Genomic DNA, 12789 nt, shown 5'->3' with positions numbered 1-12789 from the left:
AAGAAGCTGCGTCGTAGCGGTGGACAGTGCTCTTTCGCAACATCCCATCCTACGGCCTTCCCCGAATGCAAAACCGGAATTTGTCTACCCTATAAGCGTAGAATGTCCCCTGCCTTTACGAACGCCGGGTGTATATACTAAAGCTGTACTTAAAAAGAAGGGGGTTTCAAGATGAATAAAAAAATCGCGGCAAGTCTCGCTTCCGTAGTCGTCTTGTCCACACTTGCAGCCGCATGCGGCAATCCGGCCGATTCCGGAACGAAAACCGGCGGAGATGCCAAAGAAGCGCCGGCGCAAAAAGTGAAACTGACGGTATGGCACAACTATTCCGGAGACGATCTCCGCGCCAAAGCCGTTCGTGGTCAGATCGAAAAGTTCAAAGCTGCTCATCCGGAAGTCGAGCTTGATGCCCAAGCGATTCCTCCCGACGGGTACCGCCAGCGGCTGAAGACGGTCGCTGCAGCGAATGAAATGCCGGACGTCTTCTTCACCAACTCCGGCTCGATGATCCAGGAATTTTACGACGGCGGTTTGATTCAACCGATCACCCCGCTGCTGAATAAACAGACCGAATGGAAAAACAACTTTACCCCGGGCGCGTTCGATCCGCTTTCGTTCAAAAACGAAGTGTACGCCGTACCGGTAAACGCATCCGTAACATCGCTGTTCTTCTACAACAAAACGCTGTTCGAGAAAAATGGCGTTCAAGTGCCGAAAACGTGGGACGAGCTGCTCACGGCGGTTAAAGCGTTCAAGGATAAAGGCATTACGCCGATCTCGCTCGGCAACAAAGCCGCATGGCTCGCGCAATCCAGCATTCTCAGTTCGCTGGCCGACCGGGTAACGGGCACCGACTGGTTCCTCAAAGCGGTCAAACAGGACGGAGCCAAATTCACCGACCCGGAGTTCGTGCAGGCGCTTGGTCTCTTGAAGGGCTTGGCCGATGCAGGCGCGTTCCAGCAAGGCTTCAACAGCTTGGATAACACGCAGATGGAGCAATATTTCATCACCGGTAAAGCGGCGATGATGATCGACGGCGCTTGGGCGCTAACGAATATGGCGGCGACGGGCACGAAGGAGCAGCTCGATCAGATCGACGTTGCGGTACTTCCTTCGGTTCCGGGCGGCAAAGGCGACCCGAACACGCTCTCCGGCGGTGCGGGAGGCGGCTTCGCCGTCAGCAAGAAGCCAACCGGCAAGCAGCTTGACGCCGCTCTCGACCTGATATACACGATCAGCGGTCCGGAAGGCATGCAAGCCGTAGCCCAAGCGAACCAAATCGTCAACTACAAAATGGAAGTAGACCCGTCGAAAGTGACTTCCTTGTTCTACAAAGCCTATAACTTGACGAAAAGCGTGAAATTTACGCCGGTATATGACGCTTACCTCAGCTCGCAAGGCGCGGAAGCGATCAACAACGGATTGCAGGAGCTGCTCATGGGCGGCAAACCGGAAGATATCGCGAAGAAGCTGCAGGACGCGCAGGCAAGATCAATCGGCAAGTGAGTAAACACCGCTTTCGACCGCTGAGCCGGTTCGAAAGGAAACGGGAAATCGGGATCGGCTTTTCCGCAGAAAAGCCGGTTCCGGCTTTCGGTCCGGGCGGCGAAAACGGCGCGCGCCAAATCAGCCATTAAAGGAGGCCAAGCCATGACCACAGCGAACCGAACAAGACGTTTTATCATTGTGGGTCTGCTTCCCGCCCTGGCGCTTTATTTCATCTTCGTAATCGTGCCGATTTTCTGGTCGGCGTTTTACGGATTTTTCGACTGGAAGGGCATTGGGGCGATGAAGTTCGTCGGTTTCGACAACTACCTCGAAACCGTGAAGGACCCCGTCTTCTGGCGGGCGTTCAAAAACAATCTGATTATCGTGGCCGCTTCGATATTCGGCCAGGTGCCGATTGCGCTCGTGCTGTCGCTGGTGCTGTGGAAAACCTCCTTTTTTCATCGGTTTGTCCGCTCGGCGGTTTTCATGCCGATGGTGCTCGCCTCGGTCGTTATCGGTATTATATGGGGTTATATTTATAACCCGCAAATCGGGATTCTGAATTATATTCTCGAACAAGCCGGACTCAGCTCGTGGATTCGCGACTGGCTTGGCGACCCGAAAGTAAACATGTATTCCGTAAGCGTGCCGATCATCTGGGCGAACATTGGCCCCTACCTCATATTGTTCGTCGCCGCGATCCAAAATATTTCTTCCGAAGTGGAGGATGCGGCCAAAATTGACGGCGCCGTCGGCTTCCGCAGACTGTATATGATTATCGTTCCGATGATCTGGGATACGATCAAGGTCGCGATCGTGCTGTGTATTTCCGGCAGTATGAAGGCGTTCGATCTCATCTACGTCATGACGGGCGGCGGTCCGGCCCAATCGACCGAGCTGATGGCAACTTATATGTACAACAATACGTTTAATATTTTTCGCTACGGGTACGGTTCCGCCGTTTCGACGACGATTATGATCATCAGCATGCTGCTCGTCGTCGGCAGCCAGCTGCTCATGAAACGGAAAACGTAAGTAGCGGGGAAACGAAGGGGAGGCATGATGGGTATGCTAAAGACCGCAAACCCGGCCGCGAGAGGCCCGAATCCGCTGGCAGGCGCGTTCCGGACGGGCAAGGCATGGGCAGGCAACGTGCTGCTGGCCATCTATGCGCTGCTTACGCTGTATCCGCTTATTTGGCTGTTCATTAGTTCGTTCAAGACGAATCAGGATTTTTACGGCAAGCCGTTCTCGCTGCCTTCCGTCTGGCAGTTTGAAAACTTTGCGAAGGCGTGGAAAATAGCCGGTATCGGCACCGCGCTTACGAATTCGGTAATCGTGACCGTCGTCGCGATGGTGCTGACGCTGTTTCTAGGAACGCTGGCCGCTTACGTGCTGTCCAGGCTTCAGTTCAAGCTGAAGGGGCCGATTATGGCGCTGTTCGTGCTCGGCATGCTGATTCCGATTCACAGTACGCTCGTTCCGCTGTTTATTATGATGAAAAAAATGGCGATTCTCGACACGCATTGGGCATTGATTCTGCCCTATACGGCGTTCGAGCTGCCTGTCGCCATCTTCGTGGTCGCCGCTTACTTGACCTCGGTGCCGAAGGAAGTCGAAGAGGCGGCGATGATCGACGGCAACGGCTACTGGGGAATTTTCTTCCGGGTTATATTCCCGCTCGCCGTACCGGCCATGGCTACGGTCGCCATTCTCGCCTTTCTGCGGTTCTGGAACGATTTCGCATTCGCTCTCGTGTTTATTAACAAGCAAGCGCTCAAAACGCTGCCGCTCAGCTTGTCGATCTTTTCCGACGGGTTCGGGACGGATTACAGTTTGACCATGGCCGCGATGGCTATAGCCGTTGTTCCGACAATCGTCATCTATCTTATCTTCCAAGAGCAAATTATGAAAGGGATGGTCGCAGGTGCGGTAAAAGGTTAAGCCGCCCTGTGAAACATGCCCTCATGTAGCGAAAGACTGCAACGGCTCCCGGCTCGGGATTGCTGTTTCGCAGTCTTTTTTTGCACCCATCGAACGATTGGTAAAATTGCAAGTTTTTTTAAACTGGAATTAAACTTTTGATTTGAATAAAATCGGAATTGAATACGGTTGCAAATTAGTTTGCTTCCGCTTTTTGAAAGCACTTACAAATCGAAAACAAAGGAGAGAAGACAAGATGCCCGACGAACGTAAAATTAGCAGGAGGACCCTGCTGGCCGCGCTCGGCATGACTGGTGCCGCTGCGGCGGTGTACGCTTCTTCCATCCAAGTGGAGGGAGCGGGGGTTCTGAATTCGGTATATGGTCAAGACAGCAAGAAAAAGAAGCAGCCTTTTACGGATTCCGTTTTTGCAACAACGATAGCGGAGCTGCGGGCGGAGACAAACCCGCTGGAGGGTGTTGTATATATCGTCATCGACGCCGGGCAGGAAGGATCGTTTCTATACGATGCTACCGATACGATATCCGCCGATAATACCGGAACGGTGGTCGTTTCCGTTTCCGGAGCGCGATTCAAACGTTTCCGGGAACCGGGATTCGTCGATGTCCGCTGGTTTGGGGCGAAAGGGGACGGGGTGACCGACGATACGGACGCGTTTCACAAGGCGATCGGGGGTGGGGGGGTTACGGTAAACGTCCCGGCGGGTACTTATTTGATCAATGCGGATACGAAGCTGCCGGGACAACAGTATGCGGGCATTAACGTGAAGGACGACACGACGATGATTATTAACAAACATGCAACGTTAAAAGCGCGGCCAACAGACAAAAGTAACTTTCAGATTATCAATATATACGGAAGGAAAAATGTAACCGTAAAAGGCGGCGGAAACGTTATAGGGGAGCGTGATGAACATCTGGGTACAACGGGAGAAGGGGGAATGGGCATCGCGGTCAAAGGTTCGGATCGCGTCTGTATTCAGGATCTGTATATTGCGAATTGTTGGGGAGACGGCGCTCTCATTTCCACATTAGGCGTCCAAAGCTCGAGTAACGTATTGGTTCAAAATGTACATTTTTACAACAACCGCCGCCAGGGGTTGACTGTCGGAGGCGCGCATGACGTCGTGCTGCTTAATTGTATTTTTGAGAAAACGAATGGGACCAATCCGCAGTCCGGGATTGATATCGAACCAAATGCCGGTGATGAAGCGGCTCGAATCCGTATTGCCTCTAGCCTGTTTAAAGACAATGCGAAGCAAGCTTTAATCTTGAACGCGATGAACGGCCCTATTCACGATGTGCAGATTGAAGACAATCGCTTTCTCGGCTTGCAGCGTGCCATCCAATCCCAATTCGCGTCGGAGGTGAAAATCAGGGGAAATATGATCAACGTCAGTCGAACGGGCGTGTTTGTCCGGTTATGTACCGACGTTCTTGTTGAAGGCAATATGGTGAAAAATATCGATTTCAGCGGAGCGGATAATAGCGGGATTGATGTCCAAGCGTCCAGCGCTGTCCATGTTGCCAACAACCAGTTGTTTAACGTTCGCGGCCCTGCGTTAAAAGTAACGGATGCGCGCCATTGCACGTTAGCCAACAATAAAATCGAGGAATGCGGGCAAGGAAGCAACAAAGGGGATATTTTGCTAGATTCCGCCTCCAGCTATAATCATATTCACGGCAACAGCGTTCGCAACCGCCTCAAGCACGCGGGAACAGCGAAAGCGGCTACAGCAGGTACAATTCAATTGGCAGACGAAGCGTCCGCAGAAGATCAGGCATACAAGGATATGCTGGTGTTTATTACGAAAGGAACGGGAATCGGCCAGAAGAGGGCCATAACGTCGTACAGCGGTGTGAATAAAATGGCGCAGTGCAGCCCGAATTGGAGCACAGTGCCTGACAGCACGAGCGAATACGAAATTCGGTACGGCTCCATCGATGCGATCCATATCGCTTCTAACACAGCACTGTTCAATCGGGTTGAAAACAATCAAATTTTATTCGCGACAATGACCCAAAGCTCAACCGGGATTCTCGATCTGGGGCTTCATACATCGATAAGCGAGAATCATACCTTCGATCTGATTTAGAGCCTACCTAATGACAAGTTGCCGGAAAAGGCGAATGCATGCTGCGGCGTGTTTGCAAACACGCCGCAGCACACGTTTGGTTACGCAGGGAACAGTCCGGGCAAATAACGACGCGCCGCTCCCAGCAGCTCCTCGTCGGACAAGCTCGTCGTACGGCCGTCCCCGTATTGGGCAACGACCCACTCATACATCGCCTGCACGCCTTCGCTGCGTTTGTCGATCCTCTTCTCGCCGGACAGCTTTAGATAGCGGTTTACCCAATGGGCGACGCCGGCCGTTCCGGCCTTATCGGTGACGAGCACGCCGAGAGGCCGGTTCAGCAGCCGGTCCGTATCGAAAATGTTGTAAATTTCCTCGTTTTTGATAATGCCGTCGGCGTGGATACCGGCCGCCGTTACGTTGAACGATTTGCCGACAAACGGCGTCATCGGCGGAATTGAATAGCCGAGCTCCCGCTCGAAATAGTCGGCGATTTCAGTCACGGTTCGAGTATCGACCGACGTATCTCCCGTTAGTCCCATATATTCGAACAGCAGCCCTTCGATCGGCGTATTGCCCGTCCGCTCGCCGAAGCCGAGCAGTGTGCCGTTGACGCCCGAGCAGCCGTACAGCCACGCCGTCGCTGCATTCGTCAGCACCTTGTAGAAGTCGTTATGCCCATGCCATTCAAGCTGAGACGACGCGATCCCCGTTTCCGTCCGCAGCGCATGCAGCAGCCGCGGCACGCTGCGAGGGAGCGAAGCGCCTGGGTAGCTGACCCCGTAACCCATCGTATCGCACAGTCTCACCTTCACCGAGATGCCGCTTTCCTCTGACAGGCGCATCAGCTGCTGCACGAATGGAACGACGAAGCCGTACACGTCCGCGCGGGTGACGTCCTCCAGATGGCAGCGGGGGTGAATGCCGGCGTCAAGCGCCGACCGGACCACCGACAAATACTGCTCCATCGCTTGCTCGCGATTCAAGCCGAGCTTGAGATGAATATGGTAGTCCGAACAGGAGGTCAGGATGCCCGTTTCGCGGATCTCCATCATCTTAACGAGCTGAAAATCTTTCGCCACGGCGCGAATCCATGCCGTAATTTCCGGGAACTCGTAACCCCGCTCCTGGCAAGCCCGGACGGCCTGCCGGTCCTTCTCGCTGTACAGGAAAAACTCGGTTTGACGGATGACGCCCTTTGGTCCGGACAAACGGTGCAGCAGATCGAACAGCTCCGTAATTTGCCGAACGGTATAAGGGGTACGGGCTTGCTGGCCGTCGCGGAACGTCGTATCGGTAATGAATAGATCGTCCGGGCGATCCATCGGGACGTTTACTCCGTCAAAGGCGATCAGCGGAGGGCGGTCGTAAGAAAACTGCTCGCGCAGCAGATTCGGTTCAAGGCCTGCGGGGGAAATGGAAACGTTATTCATGCAAGGTTCACCCTTTCGTCGTTTGGTTTTATTGTATTCCTGTACGTTGATAAAATAAACTTTATATATTTTATCGACTATATAAATATAGTTTATTGAATTATCTAGGCGAAAAGCGTTGCATCCTCATTCGCGATCGGATATGATCCATAAAAGAGTGGGAAAGGGAGGCGAAAACGCGATGCCGATGAAAGAGGCCCGCGCAAGGAAAACGATTCACGATCGGGCGAATAAGTCGTCCTCGGTCGCGATTTCATGTTTCCGTTTCCCGCATATCGTTATAACAAGGTCAAGCGTCGAGTCGTCCGGACTCGGCGTTATTTTTTTGTACTTTAACGGAGGTGCCGGTGGATGAGGTATAAGCGCGTGCTGGTCAAATTAAGCGGAGGAGCGATGGCGGGAGAGGAGGCCTCGGGTTTCGATCATGGGAGACTCGCGCACATTGCGGACGAAGTGCTTGCGGTAACCCGGCTCGGAATCGAAGTATGTCTCGTCATCGGGGGCGGCAATATTTTTCGCGGCAATATGGCGGAAGCTTGGGGCATCGAGCGGGCGGAGGCGGACAATATCGGCACGATGGCGACCGTCATTAATTCGCTGATGCTTCGCGGCGTGCTGAAGGCGAAGTCCGACCGGGAAATCCGCGTCATGTCGGCGCTTGCTGTTAATGCGGTTGCCGAGCCGTACATTCGCCTGCGGGCGATTCATCATCTGGAGAAAGGGTACATTGTCATTTTTGCCGGGGGCAACGGGCAGCCTTACGTGACGACCGACTACCCATCCGTTCAGCGGGCATTGGAAGTGAACGCGCAGGCGATACTGGTGGCGAAGCAAGGTGTGGACGGCGTGTATGACAGCGATCCAAAGCGTAACCCGGGGGCGAGGTTGTACAAGCAGCTTCCGTATGAGGAAGTGATCCGTCGCGACTTGAAGGTGATGGACTCCTCCGCCTTCCTGCTGGCCCGCGACTATGGCATTCCGCTTCACGTCTTCAATTTCGACCGGGTAGGGGCGATGAGACGTATTTGCGAAGGAGAAAGCATCGGCACGATCGTGACCGCCGGTGTCGAGACGTGTTATGCGGAATGAAACCTAGGGGATGATCGATGTTAGATTTATGGTCTTTTCACACGTTTTGCTTGAAATCTGAGCACGGTGGACTATACTTGATGTTAGAAAGCCTAACGCGTGGGATACGCTAAAAGCTCCTAACTCAAGGGAAGGTGTGAAGGTATGAGTTTGCAGCAGGACATTATCGCCCGTCTGGGCGTGAAGCCGGTCATCGATGTCGATGCGGAAATTCGCAGAAGAGTCGATTTTTTGAAGCAATACGTGCTGGACAGCCGGACGACCGGACTGCTGATCGCGATCAGCGGCGGCGTGGACAGTGCGGTGGCGACCGGGCTGTGCAAAATGGCGACCGACGAACTGACGAAGGAGACCGGCCGCGACTATATCACGCTTGGCGTCTTCCAGCCGTACGGCGAGCAAGCCGACATCGCCGACAGTTATTCGGTAGCCGAGGCGTTCGGCCTGACGCACAAGGCGGAGACGAATATCGAGCAGGCGGTTGACGAAATCGCGCTTGAGGTCGAATATTCCTTCAAGTCGCTCGGGATGTCTCGCCACTTGAGCCGCGGGGGCAAAGGCAATGTGAAGGCGCGCACGCGGATGGTGATGCAATACGCGCTCGCATTCGACCTGAACCTGCTCGTCGTCGGGACAGATCACGCTTCCGAGGCGATTACCGGATTTTTCACCAAGTACGGAGACGGCGCGGTCGACATTACGCCGCTCAGCTCGCTGAACAAACGGCAAGTGCGCGCGCTGGCTGCCCGTCTCGGCGTGCCGCAGCCGATTCTGGACAAAGCGCCGACCGCCGGCCTTTGGGACGGACAGACGGACGAAGCCGAGCTCGGCATTACGTATGAGGACAACAGCGACTACCTGGAAGGCAAGGAGATCGATCCGGCCGCCCGGGAGAAGCTGGAGAAGCAATATTTGAAAACGGAGCACAAGCGCTCTCCGATTCCCGGCATTTGATGCCGGCTGCCGGGAGGTGCGTCGCGCGCGAAGGTCCTGCGGGGCTTTCGCGCTTTTTCGTTTGCAGCTGACAGATGCCGACAGCCTTTGACATAAAGTCTGGACGGGTTGGGATGCGCGTGATATGATGATATAAAACCCAATTTATGGATGTTTTGGAGGTTACATGGCTGTTGTCGGCAATAAAAACGTGTACAAGCAGGGGCTCGAACGCGCTCAAATGCAAGAGCATCACTCGCTTTTGTATTGGTGCACGATCGGTTTCGTATTGGCTTTTTTGTTGATCGCCCCGTTTCAAACCGCACTGTTTTATGGCGCAAGCGCGAAATACGAAGGACCGATTTATTCCTCGCTGATGTGGACCGCGATTATCTCCACTGTGCTCGTTATTTATTTGTTCAAGCGATGGCAATGGAGGGAAGTAAGAGACCTATACGCCGTTGCCGTCTGGGGATTGCCGCTCAGCTATTTGCTCTCGCTGTTATTTGCCGTTACCCGGCACCATGCATCCAATCTGCTGTTGTTTCATGTGATGTACGCCGTCTTCTTCCTGATCGGATTGTATGCGGCCCGGAACCGGTTCGGCCATGCGGCGCTCCGGTACGGGATTGTTTGCTCGGCCTATGCGGTTGTGCTGTTCAGCTTGCTCAATATGTTCGGAAACGTCTATTTTTACGACGCGGTCATGAGGCAAGGCGATGAGCTGCGATTGACGTCTGTATTTCAGTATGCAAACGCATTTGCCGGGTTTCTGATCATTCCTCTGCTGTGCGGCTTGTATTCGATCGTTTCCTCGCGGAAATGGTACGTTACCGCCGCTCATGCGTTTATGCTCGTTCCGGTGCTGCTGTCGTTTTTTTTGACATTGTCTCGCGGCGGGCTTGTATTGCTGCCTTTTGTCGTCCTGGCCTTTCTGCCCTTTTTGACTTTTGAGAAACAAAGCCGTTTTTTTGCGTATCTCGTTATCGGCAGCGCCGCTTCCTTCCTCATTACGGACAAAATACGAGATACCGCATGGAAGGTGCTCGATACGATGGAGGCTCGGCGTGGACCCGATTTTCAAGTGAAGGATACACTCCCGTTTTTTGATTCGTTGTCATTTGGCGGCTGGGGTACTCTGTTCGCTGTTTCCGCGCTTACCGCGGTCGTTATCGTTTTATTGCATCGGTTCGCTATGCCTTTGCTGGATAAGGGAGTCGGCCGCATTTCCCGCGGCAAGCATGCTCATTTGTATTTGCCGGGCCTGATCGTCATCGGTTTGTTGCTGGGAGTGTTCCTTGTGGCCGGCCAATCCTCGATCGCGAGCGTGCTCCCCGAAGCGTTGGCGGATCGGGTGAAGAGTATCAATCTACAGCAGCACAGCTTGCTTGAAAGGCTCACAATATATCGGGATACGTTCAAGGTGCTTCAGGATTATCCGCTGTTCGGAGCGGGCGGCAACGCTTGGTCGGTTTTGTATCCCCAATACGCGAATAATCCGTATACCGTCAATCAGGTGCACAGCTTTTTGCTTCAATACATGGTAGAGACGGGTGCTGTCGGGCTGCTGATCTTGCTCGCTTTTTTGGGCTCGATACTCGTGTTGTTCACCAAAACGTATTTTGCCGAACGTTCTGCCGAAGGGGAAAAGAGCCTGCTGTTTTACGCCGTGGTTGTGGCGATTTTGATCCACAGCCTGATGGACTTCGAAATGAGCTATGTGTACGTATCGGCACTCGTGTTCCTAAGCTTGGGCGGAATCGCCTCCGGCTTTGCCGGACCGCTCCATAGGCTGCGCTTCGGCGCAGGGGAGAGTAAACCGAGTAAGGCGGACAAGGCCGATAAAACGAAGAAGGCGGACAAATGGAAGTATGCTTTTCCCGCCGCGCTGACGGCCGTATCGGCACTGTTCCTGATTTTTTCTTTCATCCGCTGGAATGCGGATAATCAGCATACCCGCTCCTTGCAGCTGGCCGTAGAGGGGAAAAAGCTGGAGGAGGTGCTCGTTCCTCTGGACAAGGCACTTCGGCTCCAGCCCGGCAATACGTATTACGCCATGACGAAGGTGGACTTCCTGGAGCAAGTGTACGAACAAACGAAAAATGATATGTACTACAACGAAGCTTCGAAAACGCTGGCCTCGATCCGCACGTTCGAGCCGTACGACAGGTCCGTCTTCGAGGCCGAATATAAGCATTACATGCTGAAAAATAATGTGGCGGAAGCAGCCGCGCTCATTCAGGACGGGCTAAAGCGGTATCCTTGGGTGCTTGACATGTACGAGAGGGCGGCGGCGCTGCATTTGCATCTCGGAAACAGCGCGAGGCAGGCTGGTATGAAGACGGAGGCCGATTCGCATTGGACCGCGGGTACTCGGCTGCACGAGGAAATTATAGCCAGGCTGGCGAAGCTGGAGTCGCTGCCGGAGGGGCAAATGGCGGGCAGCGTGTTCGAGGTGACTCCGAGCTTGGCGCTTACGTTCGGGCAACTGTATTACATGCGCGGCGATATGGCAAAGGCGGCTGATCTGCTGGCCGCTACGACAAACGAGCAGGTGAGTGCGAATATAAGCCAAGCCGGAACGCGCTGGTATTTGGCGGCATTGAAAAAATCCGGAAAAACGGATCAGGCCCTCTATGACAGGTTTACGGCGCGTTATCCGGAAGAGAAGCAGGAGATTGAGGCGATCGTATCGCTTGCGTTATAAATCCAATTGCGCCCCGGCCTGTATGCCGGGGCATTTTCGCGGATGCGGAGCTAACAGACCGGTCCGATTGGACGAAGCTCGCCGCCGTATTTTATAATGGATGGAAACGAACTGGAGCGCATAAGCAAACGTGCGGCGAATGGAAAGGTGCGGTATTATGATCGCTGGAGTCGGAATCGATCTGCTCGATATCGATAGAGTGAAGCGGCTGCTGGAGCAGTCCCACGGGGAGCGCTTCGTGGAGCGGGTGCTGACGCCCGAAGAGCGGGAGCTGGCCGCCCGGCGCGGGCGGGCGCGGCTTGCCGAGTTTGTCGCCGGACGTTTCGCCGCCAAGGAGGCGGTCGTGAAGGCGCTCGGCTGCGGCATCGGCCGCGAGGTCGGCTTTCAGGACATCAGCATTTTGCCGGATGAATGCGGCAAGCCGGAATGCCGGCTCTCAGGCGCCGCCTGGGAGCGGCTCGGCCGGGCGCAGCCGCTGCGCCTGCACTTAAGCATTACGCACTCGGCTACGACCGCCGGGGCATACGCCGTTGCCGAGACGGAGTAACAACGAAAAGCGCCCTATGACGGGCGCTTTTTGCATGAGAATTGAAGTGGCGCAATACTATGACGCGGCTGTTTATGCTTCCGCCGTACGCGCCGCGAGCGCGCAGCACCTTACTTTTTGGCGGCGAGCCAGTCGGCCAGCGTGCCTATATCCGTTTCGCTGAGGCTGCTCGAGAAGCCAGGCATCCCGTTTCCGCCCTTGGCGATTTGCGTTACGATCTCGTCGCGGCTTTTTTTGCCGCCCACCTTGGTGAGGTCGGTGCCCGGGCCGATGCGGCCTTGCAGCTGGTCGCCGTGGCAGGAGATGCACGACTTTTTGTACAAGGCTTCCGCATTTCCGCCGGGGCCCGCTGCGGATGTTTCCGTCCCTCCGCTATCCTTCGTTCCGCAGCCGCTTAGAACGGCCGCAAGCGCGACTGCTGCAACGGCCATCTTTACGTGGCGAATGTTCATTGACGCGGCTCCCCCTTTTTCAACATATATGTTCATCATAGCATACCGGCGCGAGCTGCAAGCTGATGCAGAAGAGGCGCCTGCATGAACATTATGCGAATATTCCGTGACACCCCATGCCC

The 12789-nt window shown here is 54.6% G+C and carries 12 protein-coding genes; 10 read left to right on the top strand and 2 right to left on the bottom strand.

All coding sequences use genetic code 11. The annotated features are described in order from the left end of the window. Nucleotides 1-171 precede the first annotated feature (171 nt). The 5 genes from D7M11_RS33150 to D7M11_RS33135 all read left to right on the top strand — a co-directional run bounded on the left by D7M11_RS33150 (nt 172) and on the right by D7M11_RS33135 (nt 5527). Nucleotides 172-1506, top strand: a complete 1335-nt coding sequence (locus D7M11_RS33150; RefSeq protein WP_120751564.1) for an extracellular solute-binding protein — start codon at nt 172-174, stop codon at nt 1504-1506. After that, complete coding sequence (locus D7M11_RS37835) at nt 1503-1637, top strand: hypothetical protein (RefSeq protein WP_275671757.1); 135 nt, start codon at nt 1503-1505, stop codon at nt 1635-1637. Before D7M11_RS33150 ends, D7M11_RS37835 begins: the two co-directional genes overlap by 4 nt. 13 nt (nt 1638-1650) lie before the next feature. Beyond that, a complete protein-coding gene (locus D7M11_RS33145; protein WP_120751563.1) occupies nt 1651-2523 on the top strand; it encodes a carbohydrate ABC transporter permease in 873 nt (290 codons plus the stop codon). A 33-nt stretch (nt 2524-2556) separates the two neighbouring features. Then, entirely contained in the window at nt 2557-3432 is an 876-nt protein-coding gene (locus D7M11_RS33140; RefSeq protein ID WP_120751562.1) for a carbohydrate ABC transporter permease, read from the top strand. A gap of 235 nt (nt 3433-3667) precedes the next feature. Then, on the top strand, nt 3668-5527 hold the full coding sequence (locus D7M11_RS33135) for a right-handed parallel beta-helix repeat-containing protein (RefSeq protein ID WP_120751561.1): 1860 nt from the start codon (nt 3668-3670) through the stop codon (nt 5525-5527). 80 nt (nt 5528-5607) lie between these two features. Here D7M11_RS33135 and D7M11_RS33130 read toward each other — a convergent pair whose 3' ends face one another. Then, on the bottom strand, nt 5608-6939 hold the full coding sequence (locus tag D7M11_RS33130) for a beta/alpha barrel domain-containing protein (protein WP_120751560.1): 1332 nt from the start codon (nt 6937-6939) through the stop codon (nt 5608-5610). A 181-nt stretch (nt 6940-7120) separates the two neighbouring features. Between D7M11_RS33130 and D7M11_RS36610 the strand changes: the two genes are divergently transcribed. The 5 genes from D7M11_RS36610 (at nt 7121) to acpS (ending at nt 12215) form a co-directional block, all read left to right on the top strand. After that, entirely contained in the window at nt 7121-7294 is a 174-nt protein-coding gene (locus D7M11_RS36610; RefSeq protein WP_158606967.1) for a hypothetical protein, read from the top strand. Next, a complete protein-coding gene (pyrH, locus tag D7M11_RS33125; protein ID WP_120751559.1) occupies nt 7291-8028 on the top strand; it encodes a UMP kinase in 738 nt (245 codons plus the stop codon). The genes D7M11_RS36610 and pyrH overlap by 4 nt, the downstream gene beginning before the upstream one ends. A 144-nt stretch (nt 8029-8172) precedes the next feature. After that, a complete protein-coding gene (gene nadE / locus D7M11_RS33120; RefSeq protein ID WP_120751558.1) occupies nt 8173-8982 on the top strand; it encodes an ammonia-dependent NAD(+) synthetase in 810 nt (269 codons plus the stop codon). A 166-nt stretch (nt 8983-9148) separates the two neighbouring features. Further along, nucleotides 9149-11668, top strand: coding sequence for an O-antigen ligase family protein (locus tag D7M11_RS33115; RefSeq protein ID WP_120751557.1), 2520 nt, complete (start codon nt 9149-9151; stop codon nt 11666-11668). A gap of 157 nt (nt 11669-11825) precedes the next feature. Then, complete coding sequence (acpS, locus tag D7M11_RS33110; protein WP_120751556.1) at nt 11826-12215, top strand: holo-ACP synthase; 390 nt, start codon at nt 11826-11828, stop codon at nt 12213-12215. Nucleotides 12216-12325: 110 nt separating this feature from the next. Here the strand turns inward: acpS and D7M11_RS33105 are convergent, their stop codons facing one another. Continuing rightward, the gene (locus D7M11_RS33105; RefSeq protein WP_120751555.1) at nt 12326-12667 is read right to left on the bottom strand and encodes a c-type cytochrome; all 342 of its coding nucleotides are present in this window, start codon (nt 12665-12667) and stop codon (nt 12326-12328) included. Between the last annotated feature and the right edge of the window lie 122 nt (nt 12668-12789).

Source organism: Paenibacillus ginsengarvi (genome assembly GCF_003626695.1).
GTDB classification, from domain to species: domain Bacteria; phylum Bacillota; class Bacilli; order Paenibacillales; family NBRC-103111; genus Paenibacillus_AB; species Paenibacillus_AB ginsengarvi.
This window is presented reverse-complemented; position numbering and strand designations above follow the sequence as displayed.